A 22,010-nucleotide genomic window follows, 5' to 3' on the forward strand; every position below is an offset into this window, starting at 1 on the left:
CGCCCACCACGAGCTCGCACGCACCGATGAGGTGAATCAAATAGCCAGCCGTGAAGTCTCCTATTGGCCCATCGGTGATCTCGGGAGATATCCGCTTTTCCGCCGCTGTTGCGGTTAAGCGGACATCAGGCGCCCGCCGCTCAATGAGTACACGGCTTACGCAGCACTACTCCAGTCGCCTGGCCGCTCCGATGAAGCGAGCACTACAATCCCGGTGATCTCGCCGCCCAAGCCTTGGTGGCCTGGCAGCTTTCCATCGCTCGAACGTAGGCCGGGCGTGCCGTCGTGCGGGCGAGATAGTCCCGCTCGGTAGAACCGGGGACGTAGTTGCCGGCTCGCATGCCGAGCAGGAGGGCGTAGCTCACCGAGATATCGGCAGCAGTGAATCGGTCGCCGGCGAGATAGGGGCAATCCGCGAGGCGACGGATAACCAACCCCAGCCGGCTCTCGAAGGTCTCGAGAGCCCAGCAGGTCACCCGGGCATCTCGCTCGGCTTCGGGCGCCAGTTGGCGACCGACAATGACGGCGTTCATCGGCCCGGCGAGGCCGGCCTCGCCCAAGTGGAGAAATTGCAGATAAGAAGCGAAGGCGGGATCGTTCGGGCCGACGGCAAGCGAACCTGAGCCGTGGCGGGCGAGAAGGTACTCAAGGATCGCGATCGATTCGACCATGATCGTCTCGCCGTCCTGCAGTACGGGAATGAAGCCGGCGGGGTTGATCGCGAGGAAATCGCGATCATTCTCGACTGCGAACAGATCGACCGGGCGCAGCCGATAAGCCAATCCCAATTCCTCGAGCAGCCAGACGACACGGAAGCCGCGACCTTCGCCATAGACGGTGAGCATAGTTGAGCATTCCTGGATTGGGCTGGATGAAGGAACTCGCAGAGGCAGGCCGCCGCGCAATGGACTATCGATGGCGCATCATGCACGCAAGGCTTGGCGCATATTCGTCATCCTACCGTGGGCCCTTCCCGCTTCATGGGTTCACGATCAAGGCTGCGGCCGCGAACAAGGCGCGTTCCCGCTCCCGCCTGCGATGTGGAAGCGTCAGTTGCAGAAGCCCGCAAATGCCATATGCGACAGCCTTGGGACGAGGAGACACCTGGCAATTTCGGAATATTAGAAGAATACCCCTGAGTTGCCCGACGTGTCAAGTTGCTTGGTCGAACAGTGTCAGTAGCTCGTGATCTGTCGCCTGTTTGTAGCTCGTGAAGTGTCGTGTTTTCGGTGCCCCGGAACAAAGGGGGCACGATGGGCACGGCATCCATTCACGAGGGTGTACGACGGATGCGGTTTTCAAGTTTGTTGGAGCGGACGGAGGCCAAGGAGCTGACGCAGGAGGCGGCGTCAGAGGTTCTGGGGATCAGCGTGCGGACCTTTCAACGTTGGGCAGAACGCTTTGAGGCGGAGGGCGATGACGGGCTTGTCGACCGGCGGATGGGTCAGCGCTCGCCGAGGCGGGCGCCGGAGGAAGAACTGGAGCGGATGCTGGGGCTGTTCCGGGACAAGTACGCGGACTTCACGGTGAAGCATTTCCACGAGCAGCTGCAAAAGCGGCATGACTATATGCTGGGCTATACGGTGACCAAGCTGGCCTTGCACGCGGCGGGGTTGGTGCGGAAGGCGCCGAAGCGTTCGGCGCACCGCAAGAAGCGCCCACGCCGGCCGCTTCGGGGCATGCTGCTGCACCAGGACGGATCGCGCCACGTCTGGATCGAAGGTCTGCCCGCGAAGGACCTGATCGTCACGATGGACGATGCGACCAGCGAGATCTACTCGATGGTGCTGGTCGAGGAAGAAGGAACGGCCTCGACCTTCCAGGCCTTGCGCGAAGTGATTGGCGAGCACGGCCTGTTCTGCGCGCTCTACACCGACCGCGGCAGCCATTATTTCCTGACCCCAAAAGCTGGCGAGAAGGTCTCCAAGACGCAACAAACCCAGGTGGGACGGGCTTTGTCGCATCTTGGGATCGAGCATATCGCAGCCTATTCGCCGCAGGCGCGCGGGCGCTCCGAGCGGGTGTTCGGCACGTTGCAGGATCGGCTGCCGAAGGAGCTGCGGCTTGCCGGGATCACGACGCTCGAAGCCGCCAACACGTGGCTGAAGACGCATTACATCGCCGGGCACAACGCCGCGTTTGCGATCAAGCCCGAACAGGACGGCACGGCATTCGTGGCCGACCGCCATGAGGCCTGGCGCGAGGCGCTGTGCGTGATCGAGGAGCGAACCGTCGCCAACGATAATACCGTTGCATGGAACGGTCGGCGGCTGCAGCTGCCGCAGAGCCGGCTCAGGCCTCACTTCGTCAAGGCTGTGGTGCGCCTACATGAGTATCCCGATGGCACCGTCAGCGTGTTCCTCGGACCGCATCGGTTGGCGATGTTCAGCGCCAACGGACACCAGATCAGCCCCGACGCGCCTCAGCCTGGCAGCGTGCTCGGAGCCGTCAAGGACAAGCCCTTGCGGGCGCGCAAGCGCGCGTCCTTGACCGCTCCTGCGCGCGCCGCCGTCGAGACAGCGCGGGTCGGGGCGGAGAAACGGGCTTCAAGTCGAACAAAGAAACCGACCCGGAGGGCTAAAACCGCCGCAACAGCCATGGCATGATCAATCAGGGAAAGCCGTCCCCGCCTTCCGGCTCCCCTGCAAATCTGAAACGAAGGCGACAGATCACGAGCTACAAAAACACGACATCTTCACCCGCTACGGACAGTTGCCTTGTCGAACGTGTCAAGTTGCCTTGTCGAACGTTGCCTTGTCGAACGCCGGCGGCCGCCGGCTACTTTGCATGGGGTTGTTTTCGATATTTTGACGGCGCCCCCTGCGACGGCCCCATGACATCATATTGCCCTAGCCGGAGCCCCCCGGCTCCAGCGCCTCGCCGAGCTCGAGCGGATGCGCCATGGTCTCGTGCAGCGCGTCCTTGTCGAGCTCGCCCTCGGAGAGGCTGATCACGACGCAGGCGACGCCGTTGCCGATCAGGTTAGTGAGCGCGCGGCACTCGCTCATGAACTTGTCGATGCCGACCAGGATCGCGATCGACTGGATCGGAATGTCAGGCACGATCGACAGCGTCGCTGCGAGCGTGATGAAGCCGGCGCCGGTGACGCCGGAGGCGCCCTTCGAGGTGATCATGGCGATGCCGAGGATGCCGAGCTCCTGCCAGATCGTCAGATGGGTGTTGGTGGCCTGCGCCAGGAACAGCGTCGCCAGCGTCATGTAGATGTTGGTGCCGTCGAGATTGAAGCTGTAGCCGGTCGGCACCACGAGGCCGACCACCGAGCGCGAGGCGCCGAGATGCTCCATCTTCTGGATCATCTGCGGCAGCACGGTCTCCGATGACGAGGTGCCGAGCACGATCAGGAGCTCGTCCTTGATATAGGCGATGAAGCGGATGATGGAAAAGCCCGCCAGCCGCGCGATCGCGCCCAGCACGATCAGCACGAACAGGATGCTGGTGAGATAGAAGGTGGCGATCAGCGCCGCCAGATTCACCAGCGAGCCGAGGCCGTAGGCGCCGACGGTGAAGGCCATCGCGCCGAACGCGCCGAGCGGTGCGACCCGGACGATCATCCGGATGATGCCGAAGAACATCTTGGACGCCTTGTCGATCGCCTCGGCGATCGGCTCGCCGGGCTTGCCCATCAAGGCAATGGCAAACCCCGAGAGGATCGAGATCAGCAGCACCTGCAGCAGGTCGCCGCGCGCGAGCGCGCCGAAGAAGCTGTCGGGGATGATCGCCATCAGATGGGCAACGATGCCCTGCTCCTTCGCCTGCGTGACGTAGGTGGAGACGGACTTCGGATCGATCGTGGCGGGGTCGATGTTGAAGCCACGGCCGGGCTGCAGCAGTTCGCCGATCAGCAAGCCGACCGCGAGCGCGACCGTCGACACCGCCTCGAAATAGATCAGCGCCTTCAGCCCGACCCGGCCGACGCGCTTGAGGTCGCCCATCGAGGAGATGCCGTGCACCACGGTGCAGAAGATCACGGGGGCAATCATCATCTTGATCAGCGCGATGAAGCCGTCGCCGAGCGGCTTCAATTGCTTGCCGAGGCCGGGATAGAAATACCCGATCAAGACGCCGGCGGCGATCGCGATCAACACCTGGACGTAGAGGATCTTGTACCAGGGCTGATGTCTGTGATGGGCGGCGGGCTTGATCGCGTCTGTGGCCATGAGGTGCCCCGGGCTGGAATGAACTCAACTGGTGATGCCATCTTGGCGGAGCCGCGCGCAAGCGACAATGGCCATTCGCGCCCGCCGCGCGCACACGAATCTGTCATAGACTACGGCCGGCTCGCATCCGGAGGCTGAGATGGAATTCACCGCGCTGTTTCTCGCCATCACCATCGCCATGCTGGTGGCCTGGCGTGGCCCGCGTCCCCTCGCGATCGGATTGTTTGCGGTGATCCTGGTCGCCTGCGTCGCGACCTTGCTGCACCACGCCACCGACCGTCTCACCCTGTCGTTCTGAGGCGAGCCATGACCGACACGCAGGCCGTGACCCTCAATGCCCTCGCGCTCTATGGCCTCGCGCTGTTGCTGGCCGCAGCTTTTGCGGCCCAACTCCTGCTGCACGAGCTGCCCTGCCCGCTGTGTTTGCTGCAGCGCATCCTTTTCGCCCTGCTGGCGATCGGACCGATCCTGAACATCCGCTTCGGACCGCGGCCGAGCCATTATGCCCTGTCGCTGTTGACGGCTGTCCTGGGCGCCTCGGTCTCGACCCGGCAGGTCCTGCTGCATATCCTCCCCGGCGACGCCGGCTACGGGTCAGCGCTGCTCGGCTACCATTATTATACGTGGGCGCTGATCGGATTCATCGCGGCGATCGCCCTGCTCGCCACCATGCTGCTGTTCGACCGCCAGTTCGACCACCGCGTGGCGCCGGGCGCCTCGCCCGGCAAATTTGCACAAGGTAGCGTGTGGCTGGTGGTCGGGCTGACGGCGCTGAACGTGCTTTCCACCCTGCTCGAATGCGGCCTCAGTGCCTGCGCCGACAATCCGACCGTCTACGAGCTGCTGAAGCAGACAAGCTAGGGCCGCTTCGGAATAATCAACCCGCGCTCCACTGCCGGCCGTTTGAGACCGCGCTCCAGCCAGGCCGCGACGTGCGTGAACCGGTCGAATTCGACGAGCTCGCGCGCGCCGTAGAAGCCGACCAGATTGCGCACCCAGCCGATCATCGAGATGTCGGCGATGCTGTATTCGTCGTCCATGAACCACTGCCGCCCGGCCAGATGCGTCTCCATCACGCCGAGCAGGCGCGCGGACTCGGCGACATAGCGCTGCAACGGCCGCTTGTCCTCATAATCCTTGCCGGCGAATTTGTGGAAGAAGCCGACCTGGCCGAACATCGGCCCGATGCCGCCGATCTGGAAATGCACCCACTGGATCGCCTGGTAGCGGCGCGCGGCATCCGCCGGCAACAGCTTGCCGGTCTTCTCGGCGAGATATTGCAGGATGGCGCCGGACTCGAACAGCGGCAGCGGTTTGCCGCCGGGACCGTTGGGATCGAGGATTGCCGGGATCTTGCCGTTCGGGTTCAGCGACAGGAACTCCGCCGTCTTCTGGTCGTCAATGTTGAAATCGACGAGATGGACCTCATAAGGCAGCCCGATCTCCTCGAGCATGATCGAGACCTTCACGCCGTTCGGCGTCGGCAGCGAATAGAGCTGCAGGCGGTCCGGGTGCTGGGCGGGCCAGCGCTTTGTGACGGGAAAGGCTGACAGATCGGTCATGTCGACATTCTTTGCACGGTTGTTGTTGGGTGGCTAATGTACGGAGCTCAGTAAAAGCCGCAAGGTCTGCAACCGGCCATGAACGATCAAGAGACAGACGCAACGCTCGGCCCTTCCGACGACGAACTCGCGACACATCCGACGGTGTTTGCGGCCGACGCGTTGGCCGGTCAGGTGGCTGTCGTATCCGGCGGCGCCGGCGGCATCGGCCGCGCCATCGCGTGGCTGTTCGCCCGGCTCGGCGCGCATGTCGTGATCGCGGGACGCAATGCCGATAAGCTCAATACGCTCGTCGATCATCTCGGCCATCGCGGCCTCAAGGCGTCTGCGCATGTCGTCGATATCAAGGATTCCGACGCGGTTGGCGCGATGTTCGACGCGCTGTGGACCGCGCATGGCCGTATCGACCATCTCGTCAACAGCGCCGGCGGCCAATTCCCGCAAGCCGCGATCGATTTCTCGATCAAGGGCTGGAACGCGGTCATCAACACCAACCTCAACGGCACCTGGTACATGATGCAGGCCGCGGCGCAGCGCTGGCGCGACCGCAAACATCCCGGCAGCATCGTCAATATCGTCGTGGTCACGACGCACGGCCTCTACGGCATCGCGCACACGATCGCCGCGCGCTCCGGCGTGATCGGTCTGTCGCGCGCGCTCGCGGTCGAATGGGCGCCGCTGAACATCCGCATCAATTGCATCGCTCCGGGCGCAATCGAGACCGAGGGCTGGAACGTCTACAGCGAGGCGGCGCGCGCCGCCTATCCACGCTCCAACCCGATGATGCGTCCGGGCACGCCCTGGGACATCGCGGAGGCCGCCGCCTATCTCGCCGCGCCCTCCGGCAAGTTCATCACCGGCGAGACCCTGACCGTCGACGGCGGCGGCCAGCATTGGGGCGAGACCTGGACGACTGGCAAGCCCGACTACTTTAAGGGCGACGAATAGCGCAGGCCTATTCCGCCTGCCGCTTCTTCGATTACTTGCCGTCGTCGAAGCTGACGATGACGGCGGCGTTCGCGATCAGGATCGGGTCGTTGCCCACATCGGACGGAATCTCGAGCCCACCCGCGATCGCCTTCACCGTCTTGGTGCCATAAGGCAGTTCCCTGGCGACGGCGTCGGTATCGACCGCTTCGGGATTCGGCACGGCGATCGTGACGTCGACGAACATGTCGTTGGCGGTCTTGCCGAGCATGCGGAAGAAGCCGAGGCTCGAATGGCGGATCGCATCCGAGACCGCCCGCTTGGCGGCCTTGGTGGCATCGCGGCCGTGGACGTCGACGCCCATGCCCATGCCCATTTCGGTGATACAGCGCACGCGTGTCATGAAGCTTTCCTGTTGTCGTTGGCGTGAGAGACCTCCACTCCTTCGCCCCCGGCGCTCGCGCCGTCAAGCCGGGCCCCTCGCCTCGCTTGCGCTGTTGTGATCGCCGCGCGAGGCAGCGCGCCGGCGAACAAGACGAAGGCACGCAAGCAGCGCTGAAGTTCTCTCGGCGCGATCATTTCCCTTGTTGACATCGACCATGACGAGGCGTATGTCCCGCAACCTTCGCGAGCGCTGTCGCTCGCGATCGAACATGAGCACGATGATGCAATACGGATTTGAAAAATTCCGCAGACTGTCGAACGGCCTCCGGCCGGTCGATAGCGTGTGCCCGGCTCAAGGGAGCGATCTCGCATAATGCGAGGTCGATAGTCCGCCTTAAACGGACCCTCCCGAGCCAGCCGCTCCGGAGGGTTTTTTGTTGTCCGAAGCGCGGCTCATCTGAACTGCCCGGCGCAAGCCGGAACGGGAGACCCGGATCCCGGGGCTCGCGCGGCAACGCGCGTGCCCAAGCGCGCGGGGCCTGCTGGAGGGAACAAGGCGATGAGCCGGACACCGATGGCAGAGTGAACTCCAAGGAGTTCGCAAACGGCGGCGCGTCGACAGCGCCGCGACGAAATTTTCAAATCGGTTTGCCGCATCGCTGCGGCTCGACCGACGCTGGTGGTGAAGATACCGGATACGTCGCACGGTGGAACGCCGGTCCTTTGGACGCAGACACCACCACAAAAACACCGATATCGTTTGTTCCCCAGCGTGCCCATCAATGGCCGGCGCATGGCGCCGGTCTGGCGGTGGTGAAGATGTCTGTTACTTCGTGGTAAGGCGCTCCGGCGCCGAGCGGGTTCGAGGCCCGCACGCCGAAAGGCGGTTCGCCCGCAAGGGCAGCAACAGCATCGCTTGTTCCCCGCCAACCCTCTCCACGCCCCGTGGTGAAGATCGCTGTTACATCGTTCAAACACGAGAGGTCGCGGGTTCGAATCCCGCCCGGTGTCATGTGCACCGGTAGCTCAGCGGATAGAGCGCTACCCGGCCGGCTTTGGCTTGCCGGGGTCTCAGCAATCGCCCGTTCCCGGGTCGTGGTCTTCGATCGTTGGCATGGTCTCCGCAAACGCTTCGCGTTTGTTACGAAATCGTTCCGACGGCCGGTGGTGAAGAGTGCTGTTACTTCGTGATCGCAGTGTCGAGGGTTCGAATCCCTCCGGACGAAAGTCCGTAGCTCAGTGGATAGAGCATGCGAAGCCCGCAAGGGCAGTACAGTCTCGCTTGTTCCCCGGCACCACGTTCCAATCCATACTCACCCAGAAAGGAGGCCATCATGGCCACGATCAACAAGATCATGCGCGCCTTCACCCGTGAGGGGGCGCGCGGCAAGCGCTTCACGCCCGAGATGGAGCTGCGGCGCGCGCTACTGAACTGCCTCCTGTGGGAGAACCAGTTCTACGAGGACGGGGTTGCGATCGCCGATCGCATCAAGGCGCTGGTGCCGAAGGTCGAGCCGGCGCGCGTGGCGGAGCTTGCCATCGCCGCCCGCGAGACCATGAAGCTGCGGCATGCGCCGCTGCTCGTGGTCCGCGAGATGGCGCGGCACGCGACCCACCGTGGCCTCGTCGCCGATACGCTGGCGCAAGTGATCCAGCGGCCGGACGAGATGACCGAGCTGCTTGCGATCTACTGGGCCGATGCGCTCGGCCCGCAGCAGCAGCGCAAGCGTCAGCCGGTCTCGGCGCAGATCAAGAAGGGGCTGGCGCGGGCGCTCACCAGGTTCGACGCCTACCAGCTCGCGAAGTACGATCGCGACGGCGCGGTGCGGATCAAGGACGTGCTGTTCCTGGTTCATGCCAAGCCGAAGGACGCCGCACAGGAGAAGGTGTGGAAGCAGCTCGTCGACGGCGAGTTGGCCTCGCCCGACACCTGGGAGGTTTCGCTCTCGTCCGGCAAGGACAAGCGTGCGACCTTCGAGCGGTTGATCGCCGAGAACAGGCTCGGCGGGCTGGCGCTGCTGCGCAACCTGCGCCTGATGCAGAAGGCGGAGGTGCCGCGCCGGACCATTGCGGACGCGATTGAGGCGATGCGGACGGATCGTATCCTGCCCTACCGCTTCATCACGGCGGCGCGTTATGCGCCGGACTTCGAGCCCGAGCTCGAGGCCGCGATGCTGAAGTCGGTCAAGGACTACGCGCGGCTGGACGGCCGCACGCGGCTCCTGATCGACGTGTCGGGATCGATGTTCACTCCGCTCTCGGCCCAGTCAGAGATGACGCGGGCGGAAGCGGCCTGCGGGCTTGCGATCCTCGCTCGCGAGGTCTGCGACCAGGTGGAGATCTTCACGTTCAGCAATGAGGTCGTGAAGCTGCCGCCACGCCGCGGTTTCGCGCTGCGCGATGCGATCATCGGCTCGCAGCCGCATGGCGGGACGTATCTCGGCAAGGCGGTGACGGAGATCGACCGCAAGGGCGATCGCCTGATCGTCTTCACCGACGAGCAGAGCCACGACCAGGTGCCCGCGCCCAAGGGACGCGGATACATGGTCAACGTGGCGTCCTACCAGCACGGCGTCGGACACGGCGCGTGGACGCGGGTCGACGGCTTCTCGGAGGCCGTGATCGCCTGGATCGCGGCGTCGGAAGCGACGACGCACTGACCGGCGTCACACAACAACGGACCCGGACGCGCGGACCACAGCGCGCCCGGGTCTTTTCACGAGCGGCAACCAACATATCTGTGATCGTCCGTCAGCGATCTTCATCACGAGGTCGAGAGCCCTCACGCCAACTCCCCGTTCATTTCGCTGCGGTTCATCTCGGCCGGCAGACAATGTGCGCAATCAACCGCGGTTCCAGAGGGAGTCGTGTGCCCATGCCGATCAGCCGCCGGCGAGCGCTCATGCTTGCCTCGTTTGCCGCAGCGACCCCGCTGCTCGGCAGCGAAAGCCGTGCCGAACCGACGACCGTTGCGGGCGCGGCCACGTTCGACATGGCCACCTTCACAGCCACCTCCGGCGGCGACGCCGACGCGGCCTTTGCCACGGCGCTGGCCGCCATCGCCAAGGCAGCGGCTGATGCGAGCAAGGCGGGGCCGGTTCACATCGTCCTCAATCTGGAGAAGAACGCCAGCTACCGGATCAAGCGGCCGCTCGCGTTCCGGCAATTGCACGGCTTCGAGCTCAACGGCAACGGCGCACAGCTGATCAACACGGCACGTAGCGGGACCTTCGTGATCTCCGGCTGCAACCGCCTCACCATCCGCGATCTCACCATCGACTACGATCCGCTGCCCTTCACCCAGGGAACGATCACCGCATTCGACAAGCAAGCGGTCGACATCACGGTGAAGGTCGATCCCGGCTATCCCGATGATGCCGCACTGCTGGCCGCCTTCACGGACGGCTTCTTCAAGGTGATGGACCGCCGCAACCGGGCGCTGAAGACCGGCGCCAGGGGTTTCCTCTCACCAGCCCATGCCACGCGCCTCAGCGACGGCCAGATCAAGGTGCATCTGCGATGGAGCGCGAACGATCGTTTCCCGAGCCAGCTACCGATCACGGTCGGTGACATCGTCACCATCGCAAACAGCGGCGCGCACGCCATCGCCGTGGACTCCAGCGTCGCCACCAGCCTGATCGACCTGAAGCTGCTGGCCTCACCGGGCATGGGCATCATCGAGAATGGCGGCGAAGGCTCGATGATGCTGCAAAAAGTCTCGATCGTTCCGGGACCCCGGCCGAAGGGCGCGATGACCGACCGCCTGATCTCGACCAATTCCGACGGTTCGCACTTCACCGCGGTCGCGCGCGGTCCGACCATGGAGAACTGCAGTTTCGCCAACACCTCCGACGATGCCGTCAACGTCCACGGCTTCTACTACTATGTCGTGGCGAAGACCGCGCCGCGGCGGTTTCTGCTCAGCCCGAAATGGGACGTCGGCCTCGTGGCCGGCGACGATGTCGAGAGCTGCGATCACGCAACGTTTCGCTCGCTCGGGCGCGGCAAGATCGCGCAATTGACCAAGCGCCACGCGCCCGAGCTGAAGGCCAAGATCGCCCAGCTTTGGAAGAACCGGAGCCCGACCACCCAGCCGGACCTGATCTACGACGTGGTGTTGCAGCAGGACCTGGCGCTCAAGACCGGCGATGCCATCACCTCGCTGACGCATATCGGGTCCGGCGCCACCGTGCTGCGTTGCAATTTCCACGCTTGCGGCCGCGTGCTGATGAAGGCGCCGAGCGCCATCGTCGAGAACTGCCAGTTCACGTTCTCGACCGGGGTCGCGCTGCAGGCGGGGAGCGACATCGGCTTCTGGTCGGAGTCCGGATTTGCCGAGAACCTCGTGTTTCGCAACAACCGCTTCAGCCACTGCGTCAACGGCGCCAATGAGCTGACCAGCGGCAGCGGCACGCTCGGCGCGATCTATGTCGGCATGGTGCCGCCGGAAGGCGCCAAGGGATTTCAGGACAATTTCCAGAACCGGCGCGTCATCATCGAAGGCAATCACATCGACGATTCCTACATCTACGCGATCTTCGTCAGCAATGCCGACGGCGTCAGGATCGCCGGCAATGTGATCGGCCAGACATTTCTGCGCGGCGGCGCGTTCGGGGCCGGCGACTTCTTCCACGTCAAGCCCGGCAGCGCGATCTTCGTCGGCCGCGCCAGGAACGTCGAGATCAGCAACAACGTCGCCGCCCGCGGCCGGATCGCGACCAATGCCGTCGCGATCGATCCCAGCTGCGACAAACGGACGGTGCATCTTGCCGGCAACAGGCTGGCCTGAGCCAGCGCAACGCCGCCATCCAGGGCGTCATTCCCGGACTTTGCTCTACCCCTGCTTCTGCAGCACCGTGATGTGCAGACGGCGGCGGATCTCCATGCCCTGGCGGCGGTAGAGCGCGATCGCCGAGACGTTGCCGGTGAAGACGTGCAGGAACGGACGTTCGCCCCGCGTCACGATCTGGCGGCCGACCGCCGACAGCAGCGCCTGCGCATAGCCGCGGCCGCGATGGTCCGGATGCACGCAGACCGCGGTCATCTCGGTATAGTCCCCTGGCTTCATCCGTTCCCCGGTCATCGCAACCAGCTCGCCGCCAACGCGAATACCTAGGAAGGTGCCGAGCTCATGCGTCCGCGCGCTGAACGGTCCGGGTTTTGTCATTTCCGTCAACGCCATCATGGCGGGAACGTCGGCCGCGCCGAGCGTGACGATCTTGACGCCGGGCAGAGAAAACTCCGCCGGTGTGCCGATCATCTGCTCGCCGGTCTCGGCCAGCAGCACCTTGAACTCCGGCGGCACCGGGACAGGATCGGGCGTGAACAGCACCGCGATCTCCGGTCCCGACAGCAGCGCACCCAGCGCGGCAAAACTGTTGGGCGACATGTCGGCCATGTCGGCGAAGGGTGCGATCGCGACCGGAAAGCGCCGTGCCTCGGCGCCGCCTTCCGCCAGGTCGCGTTGCCTTGTGGTCAGCGCGCTCCAGATTGGGCGATCAAGCGGATGGACGGGCGGGACTTCGGACATGCGGCGCTTCGCTCCTGATTTTCCTCGAGCAGAGCAAGAAGCGCCGACAAAATCCAGCGTGGCGTGATGTCGTTGCGGCTCACAATCACGCCAGCAGGATTTCGCCGTCCCGAACCGATCCTTATGCCACCTTCAGGCAGAGCTCGGTGCCGCCCTTGAGCGGCAGCGTGATCGACACGAAGCCATTCTTGGCATCGCGCACGAACTCCAGAAAATCCGCCTCGGCATTGTCGTTCATGACATAGCCACCGACGCGAAGCTGCGGGGCGACGATCTCGATCACCTGGCGCGCCAGCGTCGGTCCCACGTCGCCGGGCCAGCCGTCGATGAGGATGAAGTCCACGGAGCCGCCGAGATCGCGCAGCGTTTGGCGCGCATCGCCCTCGCGGATCTCGGCGTAGTCGGCAAGGCCGGCCTCGGCGAGATTGCGCTTTGCAATTGCGACCTTGGCCGGCACGATCTCCGAGCCGATCACGGTGCCGCCGCCATTGTCGCGCATCGCGGCCGCGAAATACAGCGTCGACATGCCGACCGAGGTCGCGAACTCCGCGACGCGTTTGGCGCGCAGGCCGCGGCACAGCAGGTAGATCAATTCGCCTTGCTCGGGATGAATCGAGAATCCCTGCTCGGCATAGTCGTGCGGATCGCGGCTCATCGTCGGATTGCCGCGCGGTCCGCCGTCGGCCGGCCTGCGGCGCGTGGCCTGCAGGCGCGCGATGACGGCAGCCACGCGGGTATCGGCGATCGCGCTGTGCGGTTCAGCGTTGTACATGAAGGGTCTCCTTTGCGACTGCGTCATTGCTGCAGGATTTCAGCGGCGGCGCGGTCGAGGATTTTGGCGATGCGGCGAGCCTCGGCGGCGTCGCAACCGCGCTTCTGGCGCAGCGCACTCTTCAGGGCGTGGCGGGCGCGGTACACGTCGTCGGACGCTCCGCCATCCAGATCGCTGACGCCGGCGAAGGCCTCGCGTACCTCGTCCATGCGGCGGCCGATCCGCGACAACGCCTCGAGAATGGTGTCCGCGGTGGCGCGGTTCTCGGCGAGATGCGCCTTGCCCTGCTCGGTGATGTTGTAGAGCTTGCGCGCCGCGTCCTGGGTGACGCTGGCGTGGCCGATCTCCTCGAGGAAGGTCAGCGCCGGATAGATCACGCCCGGGCTCGGGGTGTAGAAGCCGTCCGACCGCTCCTCGATCTTCTTGATCAGCTCATAGCCGTGCGCCGGCTGCTCGCCGAGCAGCGCGAGGATGACGAGTTGCAAGTCCTGCGACGAGAGCCGCCGCGATCCCGGAAAGTCGCCGCCGCCACCCCGTCCGAAGAAGCCATGGCCGCCACGGCCAAAGCGATGGCCGCCCCTGCCGTGCCGGCCCATGGCGAAAAACCCAAACCGGAATCCATCATCGTCCCGGCCGCCAAACATCGATCGTCTCATTGCTCTTTCCTTACTGAAAACATATCTTACGATATATCTACAGATAGAACAGCAACAACCCACGTTTTCGTGAGGTCCAAGGGACGAAGCAGCGAGGGAAACCAGGCCGGGATCAACGGCTCACTCCGGGCTTGTGGACCTTCGCGCGGCTGGCCTATGGCTTTGACACCCCGCCAGCCCCTCCGACTCATGCGCCCAAAAACCTTCGAAGCTCACTGCCTGCGCCTGCCGGCCGCCACCAAGGTGGTGCAATGGGAAGGCACGTCGGTGTTCAAGGTCGGCGGCAAGATGTTCGCGCTGGCCGGCGGCTTCATCGCGAGCACCGGCGGCTTCATGTTCAAGACCTCGAACATGGCCTATCAGCTTCTGATCGAGCAGGGCCTGGCACGACCGGCGCCGTATCTCGCACGCGCCAAATGGGTGCAGTTGGTCGGCAACGACGCCCTGCCCGACGCCGAGCTCAAGGCCTATCTCGATCAGGCGCATGCGCTGATCGCTGCGAAGTTGACGCGGAAATCGCGCAAGGCGCTCGGGCTCGATTGACGGCCGAGCCGCTACGCGGTTCAGCCGCCCAACGGCTTGTCGGAATCGCCCGACAGCAATTTTGGAAACAGCTCCTTGAAGGCGAACTTGTCATCGCCCTTGGCGCGATGGAAGCGCAGTACGACGTCGAACCGTCTGGCATCCCATTTGGTGGGCGGCTTGCCCCTGCTGACTGGTATCAACGGAACGACGTCGGCGATGATCGCCTTGTGCTCCCAGCACAGCAGCACGACGCCGTTCAGCGCCAGCAGCGCCTTGATCAGCGCCGGCTCATCACCTTTGCCAAAACCTTCGTTGGGCGTCGCGCCAAGACGCGCCGCCAGCGCCGAGATCGTCTCAGCGGGACGGCTGCTCGGGCCCCGGTTGGGCGTGGTGCCGGGCGTCGCGGCATAGATCGCGTCAGGCTTGGCATAGTCGCCCTTGGCGAGGTCGGTGCCAAACAACGCGGTCCATGCGCCGGCGCGCTGCCAGCCGCGGAGGACAAGCGACTCGGTGTCGGACACACCGTCCGCGGTGAAGCCGGGCCCCGGCCAGCCATCATCAGGCTTTTCGGCATGACGGATGATGAAGAGCGTGAGTGCGTCCATGGCGTCCTCTCGGGCGGAGATGTGTTGCTGGCAAAGGCAATTTCGATCCTACGCTGGCGGCATGCTCCCCTTCATGAACAGAGTCACAATTTGCGAAAGCTCGACCGGTACTGCGCTGGCGACACGCTGAGCCGCTCGGTGAACACGATGCGCATGCGGTCGGCCGAGCCGAAGCCGCAATCGAACGCAACCGCCTTCAGCGGGCGATCCGAGCCCTCGAGCAGCCGGCGCGCGGCGTCGACCCGGGCGCGTTCAACGAATTCATGCGGTGTGATGCCGGTCTCCTGCGCGAAAGCGCGGCCGAAATTGCGCACGCTCATGCCGACGGCCTCGGCCAGCGATTGCAGCGTGTGGCGCTCGCCGACACGCTGCATGACATGCGCCTGCGCACGCGCGATCGGCGAATCCTCGTCGACCGGCGCGGTGAGGTAGGGGCTGAACTGCGACTGGCCGCCCTGGCGTTGCGCCACCACGACCAACCGCTTGGCCACCGCGACCGCGACCTGCGGTCCATGACGCTCGGCGACCAGCGCGAGCCCGAGATCGATGCCCGCGGTGACGCCGGCGGAGGTCATCAGCCTGCCGTCACGAATATAGATCCGGTCGAAGATCACCTCGGCAGCCGGAAAGCACGCCGCCAGAAGCTGCGCATTCTGCCAATGCGTCGTCACCTTGTGCCCGTCGAGCAGCCCGGCATGGCCGAGCGCGAAGGCACCGGTGCAGATCGAACCGTAGAGCTCGGCGCGCGCCGGCGCTCCGCGCAGCCACTGCGTCAGCGCCGGATCCGGCTCGGCATCGGGCAAGGCCGGTCCGCCGGCGACGAGCAGGATGTCGAATTTCTCTTCTGCCTCATCGAAGCTGAGGTCGGCCGATATCTTCATGCCGTTCGAGGCGCGCAGCGGTTCGCGGCTGGCGCCGACCAGCACCGTCTCATAGCCGTCGCCATCAGCGACAAAACCGTTCGTCTCCGCGAACACATCGACGGGACCGGCGACATCGAGCGCCTGAACCCCTTCGTGAATCGCGATGGCCACCTTCTGAACCGCCATACCCTCTCCCTGCCCGCTGGCGCGAAACGATGTCTCGTTGGCCCGATCCGGCGGCGCACGCGCGTTGCGGGATCAAGCCGAAACGGGCGACAAGCAGACCACGGATCACGCCACCAGGCGATCCGAACCCACCGCAGAGACGACGCCGGCGCCGCGCGTGTTCGCACGCCACGGCATCGTCTTGCCATATCGAGGAGCGTCTTGAAATGACCGAGATCATCGCCGGCATCCGTGTACCCGACAGCGCCATGGCGCGTGCCGCCACCCAGCTGGTGCGCGATACCGAGGACGACCTGCTCTACAACCACAGCCGCCGGGTGTTCTTCTGGGGCGCGCTGACCGGCAATCGCCGCAAGCTGAACTTCGATCCCGAGCTGCTCTATATCGGCGCCATGTTCCACGACATGGGCCTCACCGCCAAGCATGCGAGCCCCGATCTGCGCTTCGAGGTCGACGGCGCCAACGCCGCACGCGACTTCCTCAAGGGCTACGGCATCGCCGAACGCGACATCGAGGACGTCTGGGCCTCGATCGCGCTGCACACGACGCCCGGCATCCCCGAGCATATGCGTCCGACCATCGCGCTCGTCACCGCCGGCGTCGAGATGGACGTGCTCGGCATCGCCTACGACGATTTCTCGTACGAGCACCGCGACCATGTCTGCACGCACCATCCGCGCGAGGCGAATTTCAAGGAAAACATCATCGATCATTTCGCTGCCGGCACCATCAAGAAGCCGCTGACCACCTTCGGCAACGTCAAGGCCGACGTGCTGGCGCTGAAGGACATGAACTACACGAGGGTGAACTTCTGCTCGATTATCCTCGGCTCGAAATGGCCGACATGACCGCGCGCCGAATTTCGATCCGAACCGCAGGGGAGAAGACCATGACCATCGCCGTCAACACCGGCTTCGCCGAGGCCGAGCGGACCAACATCGCGGCGGCGCTCTCGACGGTTCTCGCCGACACCTATGCGCTGTATCTGAAGACGCATGGCTACCACTGGAACGTCACGGGTCCGACGTTCCAGGCCCTGCACACGCTGTTCGAAGGGCAGTACCGCGAGGAATGGCAGGCGCTGGATGAGATCGCCGAGCGCATCCGCGCCCTCGGCGAACTGGTGCCGCAGACCTATTCCGCGTTCGCCAAGCTCACGGCGATCAAGGACGGCTATGCCAGTCTCGACTCGGAGGCGATGGTGGCCGAACTGCTCCACGACAACGAGACGGCCGTGAGGACGATCCGCGATGCCTTCGCCGTCGCCGAGTCCGCCGGAGATCAGGCGACGATGGACATGCTCAACGTGCGCACCACCGCGCACGAGAAGCACGCCTGGATGCTGCGCGCGACGCTCGACGTCAAGTGAACGAACCGACTGAACCGCACCAGCGTGCCGGTTCAGGTGTGCGGACCGCGGTCGGGGCCTGGAGCTCGCCCCGCTGCCGCGAGCGCGAGCCTGGCAAGGTAGTGCGTCCAACCCTTGCTATGGCTCGCGCACTGCTCCGCGTTCGGCAGGCCGCTATGGGTCATCCGCAGCAGCGTGCCGCTGTCCTTGCCGATCAGGTCGATCTCGATCAGGCTCGATCCCGGCGGCACCTCCGCACCGCCCTCCCAGCCGAAGCTGTAAGCGAGACGGTGCACCGGCACGACCTCGCGGAACGCGCCGCGCGCGGCGCGGTTGCGGTCCTCGCCGAGGCCCTTGAGCAGATAGAGCCCGCCGGGATGCAGCTCGGTCTCGGCCTCGAGCCCCATCCAGCTCACGATCTTCTGCGGATCGGTCAGGAAGGCGAACACGGTCGCGGGCGGCGCTGCGATCTGGATCTCGCGTTGAACCAAGAAGGCTTCAGTCATCGATCCTTCCTCCATTGACGGTGGGTCTTCAGGGATAATTCGTGACAAGGGCGGTGCGTCAACCCCATGATGGGTGATGCAATTGTCCTCGACGCTGAGCTGGCTGGTCGACGCCGCCGCCGAGACCGCGGGCGCCAACCGGTTGCTGGCGGATCTGGGTCACCATCTTATCACGGATGGCCTGCCGCTTGCCGGCGGCGCGCTGACGCTCGAAGTTCCGCACCCGCTGATCGCAAGGCGCACCTGGCTGTGGCGCGCCGGCAATGGCGAGGTGATCGAGGCGCTCGGGTTCGCGCCGGAACAACCCTTTGCGATGCCCGATATGGTCGGATCCGGCGATGCCGGCCGGCGCTGGCTCAATGGCCTCGCGCCCGGCCCCATCCACGAGGACACGATCGGAACGCGGCCGGATGGCCCGACCCTCGGCTGGGTCGGGACACGCGCCTTCACGCCGGCCGAGGCGGATCAATTGCGCGAGGCGGCGCGCTTCACGGCCGCACCGCTCGCCGCACTCGCGGCGCGCGCGACATTGACGGCGGCGCTGGAGGCCTATCTCGGCCGGCGCAGCGCGGCGCGCGTGCTGGCATCGCCGTTGCGGCGCAACACCGGCGAAACCATCCGGGCGGCGCTGCTGTTTGCCGACCTGCGCGGCTTCACCGCGCTGTCCGAAAGCCATCCGCCGGCCGAGGTGATCGCCGCACTCGATGCTTGGTTCGACCGCATCGCCGGCGCGATCCACGCCTTCGGCGGCGAGGTGTTGAAATTCATCGGCGACGGGCTGCTCGCGATCTTTCCGGTCACGACCAGCGCGCGCAGCGCATGCGAGGCGGCATTGCGCGCGGTGTCGGCGGCCCGCGTCGGCATGGCGCATCTCGATACCGAACGGCGCAAGCAGGGCCTGCCGCCGCTGCCGTTCGGCGTGGCGCTGCATCTCGGCGAGGTGCATTGGGGCAATATCGGCGCCGCCGACCGCCTCGACTTCACCGCGATCGGCGCCGCGGTCAATCTGGTCAGCCGGCTGGAAGGCCTGTGCAAGCCGCTGGAGCAGACCGTGCTGGTCTCGGGCGCGCTCGCCGCCGAGACCGAGATGCCGTTGGTTACGCTCGGCACCCATGAGCTGCGCGGCATCGCACGGCCCTGCGCGGTCTTCACCCTGCCGGAGGGATGAGCCGGTCATCGGAACAGGCGCAGCCACGGCGCCAGATGAAATGCGCTCATCAGCGCGTACATCGGGACCATCCCCTGCAACGAGAGCGGCCCCTGCACGGCGCCGCAGATCATGTCGGCCGGCGCCATCGCGGCAACCAGCGCCATCACGGCGAAGGTCGGCGCCGCCGCCAGCGACAGCCAGCGCGCGACCATGGCACCGCGGCCACTGATGCGGCCTTTCAACCAATCCTCATGAGTCTCGATTCCGGTCATCATTCGATCTCTCTGGAGATGATCCATCTCGTCATGTGCTAGGTTAGGACCGGGCCTCGGAGGGCGAGAGTGACAAGTGTGTCGGGATTCGAATGGACTCGCTGATTACCGCTGCGGCGCGCGCGCTCGCGGCGGGTGATCCCCTCGGCGCATTGAAACGGGTGGCCCTGCGCGACGATGCGCCGGCGCTGGCGCTGCGCGGCATCGCGATGGCCCGGCTCGGCGATTTCACCCGCGCCAAGGAGCTGTTGCGGCGCGCGGGCCGCGCCTTCGGTCCGCGTGAAGCCATCGCGCGGTCCCGCTGCGTGGTGGCCGAGGCCGAGATCGCGCTGGTGTCGCGCGACCTTTCGTTTCCGAGAAAAAGCCTCGCCGCGGCGCGCGCGACACTCGCGGCGCGTGGCGACGCGCTCAACGCTGCCCATGCCGGCTATCTCGAAATCCGCCGGCTGCTCTTGATCGGGAGCCTCGATGCGGCCGAGCGCATGCTTGATGACCTCGACCCGGCGCCCTTCCCGCCGGCGCTGCGGGTCGGACATGAACTGGTCGTCGCCGGGATCGCGATGCGGCGGCTGCGCACGAAGCCGGCACGCGAGGCGCTGGCACGGGCAAGGGATGCCGCGCGCCGCGCCGGGATCGCCGAGCTTGCGGCCGAAGTGGAGAGCACCGCGAACCTGCTCGCCACACCGGCGGCGCGCCTGATCGCGCGCGGCCAGGAGCGGCCGCTGCTGCTCGAGGAGGTCGAGGCCCTGATGGCATCGAAGGCGCTCGTCATCGATGCCTGCCGCTACGTCGTGCGCGATATCAGTACCACGGTCTCGCTGACGCGGCGGCCGGTGCTGTTCGCGCTCGCCCGTGCGCTCGGCGAAGCGTGGCCGCAGGACGTATCGCGCGGCACGCTGATCGCACGCGCGTTTCGCGGCAAGCACGCCGATGAATCGCACCGTGCGCGGCTGCGGGTCGAGATCGGACGGCTGCGCCGGGCCTTGCAACCGCTCGCCGATCTCAGCGCGACGCCCGACGGCTTCGTGCTGGAGCCGCATGGCCGCCGCGAGGTCACCGTGCTGGCGCTGCCGGTCGAGGAGGAGCATGCGGCGGTGCTGGCCTTTCTCGCCGACGGCGAGGCCTGGTCGAGCTCGGCGCTGTCGGTGGCACTGGGGGCGAGCCAGCGCACCGTGCAGCGCGCGCTCGACGCCCTGGCCGCCACGGGCAAGGTGCAATCGGTCGGCCGCGCCCGCGCCAGGCGCTGGATGACGCCCCCAGTGCCGGGATTCACGACGACGTTGTTACTCCCTGCCCCGCTGCCGAACGGCTAGCATCAGGGAGCAATCAGCGCGTTTTCGAGCGAAGTGGATACCGGTTCGCGTCAAGAAAACGCGTCAAAACAACAACCAGGAGCGCCGCATGAAGAAGTCCGAGGCCGAGATCATTCGGGAATATGCGTTCGACGGCGTCGAGAGCGTGGGCGGCGTCAGCTTCGACGGCGAGCAGGTCTGGTTCGCGGCCGGCGGCCGGTTGGTCGCCTTCGATCCCGACAGCGGCAACACCACCCGCACCCTTGATATCGCGGCCCATGCCGGTACCGCGTTCGACGGCAAGCACCTCTATCAGATCGCCGAAGACCGCATCCTCAAGATCGAGCCGAACAGCGGACGCGTGGTGTCGACGATCCCCTCGCCCGGCGGCGGCCGCGACTCCGGCCTCGCCTGGGCCGAAGGCTCGCTGTGGGTCGGCCAGTATCGCGACCGCACCATCGTTCAGGTCGATCCGGAAACCGGCAAGGTTTTGCGCACCATCGAAAGCAACCGGTTCGTCACCGGCGTCTCCTGGGTCGATGGCGAACTCTGGCACGGCACCTGGGAGGAGGATCAGAGCGACGTCCGGCGCATCGATCCGCAGAGCGGCGAGGTGATGGAGCGGCTCGAGATGCCGCAGGGCGTGTTCGTCTCCGGGCTGGAGTCCGACGGCAAGGACCGGTTCTTCTGCGGCAGCGGCTCGACCAACAACAAGGTACGCGCCATCCGGCGCCCGAAGCGCAGTACGCGCTCCGGATGACAGTACCTATTCAAGGAACTCTGCGATCACCTTTCGGCTAGGGAAAGAAAGGAGCGGATGATCTGGCGCTTCTCGTCCGACAAACCGGCGAGCAGCGCTTCGTCGAGATACTGCTCTCGAATGAACTGCGCGAAGACAAGCAGGAGCTGCGAGTATCGATAGTCGAACATCTCATCAAGCTCCCTCCTTTTCCGGTGCAGATAGTCGCCAACTTCCCACATCTCCGACGGCGTCGCGGCTGCGACGGCTCTGCTCTTGAATTCGACCATCACCTTGGCGAGTGCGCACTCCACCGCTGAATCATAGGCCTTGCGCGCGATCTTCTTTTCGGCCGAGGACCATTTGAGATCATGGTACATTGAGGGTTCTCACGGAAATCGTCGGTGCCATGATGACGGTCACTGTAACGGCATTCGGGTACGTGTACACCCGGCCGATCCAATGATGCCGCTACATTGCAGTTTTGCCCGCCGCCCGGCAAGAACAAGACGTCT

At 65.3% G+C, this 22,010-nt stretch carries 24 protein-coding genes; 12 read left to right on the forward strand and 12 right to left on the reverse strand.

What is annotated here, in order from left to right:
* Window positions 1–203: 203 nt before the first annotated feature.
* Window positions 204–845 carry a glutathione S-transferase family protein gene (locus ACE10Z_RS27135; protein ID WP_375783497.1) on the reverse strand — a complete coding sequence of 214 codons (642 nt, stop codon included), beginning with the start codon at window positions 843–845 and terminating at the stop codon, window positions 204–206.
* 444 nt (window positions 846–1,289) lie between these two features.
* Between ACE10Z_RS27135 and ACE10Z_RS27140 the strand changes: the two genes are divergently transcribed.
* Window positions 1,290–2,606: an ISNCY family transposase gene (locus tag ACE10Z_RS27140; protein ID WP_375783413.1), complete on the forward strand. Its 1,317-nt coding sequence runs from the start codon at window positions 1,290–1,292 to the stop codon at window positions 2,604–2,606.
* Between the two features lie 243 nt (window positions 2,607–2,849).
* Here the strand turns inward: ACE10Z_RS27140 and ACE10Z_RS27145 are convergent, their stop codons facing one another.
* A complete protein-coding gene (locus ACE10Z_RS27145) occupies window positions 2,850–4,178 on the reverse strand; it encodes a dicarboxylate/amino acid:cation symporter (RefSeq protein ID WP_375783498.1) in 1,329 nt (442 codons plus the stop codon).
* Window positions 4,179–4,317: 139 nt separating this feature from the next.
* Between ACE10Z_RS27145 and ACE10Z_RS27150 the strand changes: the two genes are divergently transcribed.
* On the forward strand, window positions 4,318–4,476 hold the full coding sequence (locus ACE10Z_RS27150; RefSeq protein ID WP_021080068.1) for a DUF5993 family protein: 159 nt from the start codon (window positions 4,318–4,320) through the stop codon (window positions 4,474–4,476).
* Window positions 4,477–4,484: 8 nt separating this feature from the next.
* Window positions 4,485–5,039 (forward strand): disulfide bond formation protein B, encoded by a 555-nt coding sequence (locus tag ACE10Z_RS27155; protein ID WP_375783499.1) that lies wholly within the window; start codon window positions 4,485–4,487, stop codon window positions 5,037–5,039.
* Here ACE10Z_RS27155 and ACE10Z_RS27160 read toward each other — a convergent pair.
* Window positions 5,036–5,740: a glutathione S-transferase family protein gene (locus ACE10Z_RS27160; RefSeq protein ID WP_375783500.1), complete on the reverse strand. Its 705-nt coding sequence runs from the start codon at window positions 5,738–5,740 to the stop codon at window positions 5,036–5,038. The two genes, ACE10Z_RS27155 and ACE10Z_RS27160, sit on opposite strands and share 4 nt — an antisense overlap.
* 78 nt (window positions 5,741–5,818) lie before the next feature.
* Here ACE10Z_RS27160 and ACE10Z_RS27165 point away from each other — a divergent pair, with 78 nt between their 5' ends.
* Window positions 5,819–6,688: an SDR family oxidoreductase gene (locus tag ACE10Z_RS27165; RefSeq protein WP_375783501.1), complete on the forward strand. Its 870-nt coding sequence runs from the start codon at window positions 5,819–5,821 to the stop codon at window positions 6,686–6,688.
* 31 nt (window positions 6,689–6,719) lie between these two features.
* On the opposite strand, the gene ACE10Z_RS27170 is transcribed toward ACE10Z_RS27165, so the two are convergent.
* The gene (locus ACE10Z_RS27170; RefSeq protein ID WP_375783502.1) at window positions 6,720–7,070 is read right to left on the reverse strand and encodes a Lin0512 family protein; all 351 of its coding nucleotides are present in this window, start codon (window positions 7,068–7,070) and stop codon (window positions 6,720–6,722) included.
* A gap of 1,315 nt (window positions 7,071–8,385) precedes the next feature.
* Here ACE10Z_RS27170 and ACE10Z_RS27175 point away from each other — a divergent pair.
* On the forward strand, window positions 8,386–9,711 hold the full coding sequence (locus tag ACE10Z_RS27175; protein ID WP_375783503.1) for a TROVE domain-containing protein: 1,326 nt from the start codon (window positions 8,386–8,388) through the stop codon (window positions 9,709–9,711).
* Window positions 9,712–9,926: 215 nt separating this feature from the next.
* Window positions 9,927–11,840: a hypothetical protein gene (locus ACE10Z_RS27180; protein WP_375783504.1), complete on the forward strand. Its 1,914-nt coding sequence runs from the start codon at window positions 9,927–9,929 to the stop codon at window positions 11,838–11,840.
* Window positions 11,841–11,885: 45 nt separating this feature from the next.
* Here the strand turns inward: ACE10Z_RS27180 and ACE10Z_RS27185 are convergent, their stop codons facing one another.
* From ACE10Z_RS27185 to ACE10Z_RS27195, 3 genes are all read right to left on the reverse strand, one after another.
* A complete protein-coding gene (locus ACE10Z_RS27185; protein ID WP_375783505.1) occupies window positions 11,886–12,581 on the reverse strand; it encodes a GNAT family N-acetyltransferase in 696 nt (231 codons plus the stop codon).
* Between the two features lie 121 nt (window positions 12,582–12,702).
* The gene (locus tag ACE10Z_RS27190; protein ID WP_375783506.1) at window positions 12,703–13,353 is read right to left on the reverse strand and encodes an O-methyltransferase; all 651 of its coding nucleotides are present in this window, start codon (window positions 13,351–13,353) and stop codon (window positions 12,703–12,705) included.
* Between the two features lie 23 nt (window positions 13,354–13,376).
* Window positions 13,377–13,997 carry a PadR family transcriptional regulator gene (locus tag ACE10Z_RS27195; protein WP_375789930.1) on the reverse strand — a complete coding sequence of 207 codons (621 nt, stop codon included), beginning with the start codon at window positions 13,995–13,997 and terminating at the stop codon, window positions 13,377–13,379.
* A gap of 201 nt (window positions 13,998–14,198) precedes the next feature.
* On the opposite strand from ACE10Z_RS27195, the gene ACE10Z_RS27200 reads away from it, so the two are divergent.
* Window positions 14,199–14,552 (forward strand): MmcQ/YjbR family DNA-binding protein, encoded by a 354-nt coding sequence (locus tag ACE10Z_RS27200; protein WP_375783507.1) that lies wholly within the window; start codon window positions 14,199–14,201, stop codon window positions 14,550–14,552.
* 20 nt (window positions 14,553–14,572) lie between these two features.
* On the opposite strand, the gene ACE10Z_RS27205 is transcribed toward ACE10Z_RS27200, so the two are convergent.
* A complete protein-coding gene (locus ACE10Z_RS27205; protein WP_375783508.1) occupies window positions 14,573–15,139 on the reverse strand; it encodes a histidine phosphatase family protein in 567 nt (188 codons plus the stop codon).
* Window positions 15,140–15,222: 83 nt separating this feature from the next.
* On the reverse strand, window positions 15,223–16,188 hold the full coding sequence (locus tag ACE10Z_RS27210; RefSeq protein ID WP_375783509.1) for a GlxA family transcriptional regulator: 966 nt from the start codon (window positions 16,186–16,188) through the stop codon (window positions 15,223–15,225).
* A gap of 206 nt (window positions 16,189–16,394) precedes the next feature.
* On the opposite strand from ACE10Z_RS27210, the gene ACE10Z_RS27215 reads away from it, so the two are divergent.
* Both ACE10Z_RS27215 and ACE10Z_RS27220 read left to right on the forward strand, forming a co-directional pair.
* Entirely contained in the window at window positions 16,395–17,036 is a 642-nt protein-coding gene (locus tag ACE10Z_RS27215; RefSeq protein ID WP_375783510.1) for an HD domain-containing protein, read from the forward strand.
* A gap of 41 nt (window positions 17,037–17,077) precedes the next feature.
* Window positions 17,078–17,557 carry a Dps family protein gene (locus tag ACE10Z_RS27220; RefSeq protein WP_375783511.1) on the forward strand — a complete coding sequence of 160 codons (480 nt, stop codon included), beginning with the start codon at window positions 17,078–17,080 and terminating at the stop codon, window positions 17,555–17,557.
* Window positions 17,558–17,589: 32 nt separating this feature from the next.
* On the opposite strand, the gene ACE10Z_RS27225 is transcribed toward ACE10Z_RS27220, so the two are convergent.
* Complete coding sequence (locus tag ACE10Z_RS27225) at window positions 17,590–18,042, reverse strand: SRPBCC family protein (protein WP_375783512.1); 453 nt, start codon at window positions 18,040–18,042, stop codon at window positions 17,590–17,592.
* Window positions 18,043–18,118: 76 nt separating this feature from the next.
* On the opposite strand from ACE10Z_RS27225, the gene ACE10Z_RS27230 reads away from it, so the two are divergent.
* A complete protein-coding gene (locus tag ACE10Z_RS27230) occupies window positions 18,119–19,210 on the forward strand; it encodes an adenylate/guanylate cyclase domain-containing protein (RefSeq protein WP_375783513.1) in 1,092 nt (363 codons plus the stop codon).
* 5 nt (window positions 19,211–19,215) lie between these two features.
* On the opposite strand, the gene ACE10Z_RS27235 is transcribed toward ACE10Z_RS27230, so the two are convergent.
* On the reverse strand, window positions 19,216–19,404 hold the full coding sequence (locus ACE10Z_RS27235; RefSeq protein WP_375789931.1) for a hypothetical protein: 189 nt from the start codon (window positions 19,402–19,404) through the stop codon (window positions 19,216–19,218).
* 152 nt (window positions 19,405–19,556) lie between these two features.
* Between ACE10Z_RS27235 and ACE10Z_RS27240 the strand changes: the two genes are divergently transcribed.
* On the forward strand, window positions 19,557–20,777 hold the full coding sequence (locus tag ACE10Z_RS27240) for a helix-turn-helix domain-containing protein (RefSeq protein WP_375783514.1): 1,221 nt from the start codon (window positions 19,557–19,559) through the stop codon (window positions 20,775–20,777).
* Window positions 20,778–20,865: 88 nt separating this feature from the next.
* Window positions 20,866–21,516: a glutaminyl-peptide cyclotransferase gene (locus ACE10Z_RS27245; protein WP_375783515.1), complete on the forward strand. Its 651-nt coding sequence runs from the start codon at window positions 20,866–20,868 to the stop codon at window positions 21,514–21,516.
* 26 nt (window positions 21,517–21,542) lie between these two features.
* Here the strand turns inward: ACE10Z_RS27245 and ACE10Z_RS27250 are convergent, their stop codons facing one another.
* A complete protein-coding gene (locus tag ACE10Z_RS27250; RefSeq protein ID WP_375783516.1) occupies window positions 21,543–21,875 on the reverse strand; it encodes a hypothetical protein in 333 nt (110 codons plus the stop codon).
* Window positions 21,876–22,010 lie beyond the last annotated feature (135 nt).

The organism is Bradyrhizobium sp. Pha-3 (genome assembly GCF_042258615.1).
Lineage (GTDB): Bacteria > Pseudomonadota > Alphaproteobacteria > Rhizobiales > Xanthobacteraceae > Bradyrhizobium.

Bases quoted from the DNA above. Each gene is read 5' to 3' on its own strand.
- ACE10Z_RS27250 (WP_375783516.1), bottom strand. From the start codon at position 21,875: ATGTACCATGATCTCAAATGGTCCTCGGCCGAAAAGAAGATCGCGCGC.
- ACE10Z_RS27145 (WP_375783498.1), bottom strand. From the start codon at position 4,178: ATGGCCACAGACGCGATCAAGCCCGCCGCCCATCACAGACATCAGCCC.
- ACE10Z_RS27190 (WP_375783506.1), bottom strand. From the start codon at position 13,353: ATGTACAACGCTGAACCGCACAGCGCGATCGCCGATACCCGCGTGGCT.
- ACE10Z_RS27180 (WP_375783504.1), top strand. From the start codon at position 9,927: ATGCCGATCAGCCGCCGGCGAGCGCTCATGCTTGCCTCGTTTGCCGCA.
- ACE10Z_RS27175 (WP_375783503.1), top strand. From the start codon at position 8,386: ATGGCCACGATCAACAAGATCATGCGCGCCTTCACCCGTGAGGGGGCG.
- ACE10Z_RS27135 (WP_375783497.1), bottom strand. From the start codon at position 845: ATGCTCACCGTCTATGGCGAAGGTCGCGGCTTCCGTGTCGTCTGGCTG.
- ACE10Z_RS27170 (WP_375783502.1), bottom strand. From the start codon at position 7,070: ATGACACGCGTGCGCTGTATCACCGAAATGGGCATGGGCATGGGCGTC.
- ACE10Z_RS27235 (WP_375789931.1), bottom strand. From the start codon at position 19,404: ATGGTCGCGCGCTGGCTGTCGCTGGCGGCGGCGCCGACCTTCGCCGTG.
- ACE10Z_RS27150 (WP_021080068.1), top strand. From the start codon at position 4,318: ATGGAATTCACCGCGCTGTTTCTCGCCATCACCATCGCCATGCTGGTG.
- ACE10Z_RS27240 (WP_375783514.1), top strand. From the start codon at position 19,557: ATGGACTCGCTGATTACCGCTGCGGCGCGCGCGCTCGCGGCGGGTGAT.
- ACE10Z_RS27210 (WP_375783509.1), bottom strand. From the start codon at position 16,188: ATGGCGGTTCAGAAGGTGGCCATCGCGATTCACGAAGGGGTTCAGGCG.
- ACE10Z_RS27205 (WP_375783508.1), bottom strand. From the start codon at position 15,139: ATGGACGCACTCACGCTCTTCATCATCCGTCATGCCGAAAAGCCTGAT.
- ACE10Z_RS27230 (WP_375783513.1), top strand. From the start codon at position 18,119: ATGCAATTGTCCTCGACGCTGAGCTGGCTGGTCGACGCCGCCGCCGAG.
- ACE10Z_RS27245 (WP_375783515.1), top strand. From the start codon at position 20,866: ATGAAGAAGTCCGAGGCCGAGATCATTCGGGAATATGCGTTCGACGGC.
- ACE10Z_RS27200 (WP_375783507.1), top strand. From the start codon at position 14,199: ATGCGCCCAAAAACCTTCGAAGCTCACTGCCTGCGCCTGCCGGCCGCC.
- ACE10Z_RS27140 (WP_375783413.1), top strand. From the start codon at position 1,290: ATGCGGTTTTCAAGTTTGTTGGAGCGGACGGAGGCCAAGGAGCTGACG.
- ACE10Z_RS27220 (WP_375783511.1), top strand. From the start codon at position 17,078: ATGACCATCGCCGTCAACACCGGCTTCGCCGAGGCCGAGCGGACCAAC.
- ACE10Z_RS27185 (WP_375783505.1), bottom strand. From the start codon at position 12,581: ATGTCCGAAGTCCCGCCCGTCCATCCGCTTGATCGCCCAATCTGGAGC.
- ACE10Z_RS27225 (WP_375783512.1), bottom strand. From the start codon at position 18,042: ATGACTGAAGCCTTCTTGGTTCAACGCGAGATCCAGATCGCAGCGCCG.
- ACE10Z_RS27165 (WP_375783501.1), top strand. From the start codon at position 5,819: ATGAACGATCAAGAGACAGACGCAACGCTCGGCCCTTCCGACGACGAA.
- ACE10Z_RS27195 (WP_375789930.1), bottom strand. From the start codon at position 13,997: ATGTTTGGCGGCCGGGACGATGATGGATTCCGGTTTGGGTTTTTCGCC.
- ACE10Z_RS27160 (WP_375783500.1), bottom strand. From the start codon at position 5,740: ATGACCGATCTGTCAGCCTTTCCCGTCACAAAGCGCTGGCCCGCCCAG.
- ACE10Z_RS27215 (WP_375783510.1), top strand. From the start codon at position 16,395: ATGACCGAGATCATCGCCGGCATCCGTGTACCCGACAGCGCCATGGCG.
- ACE10Z_RS27155 (WP_375783499.1), top strand. From the start codon at position 4,485: ATGACCGACACGCAGGCCGTGACCCTCAATGCCCTCGCGCTCTATGGC.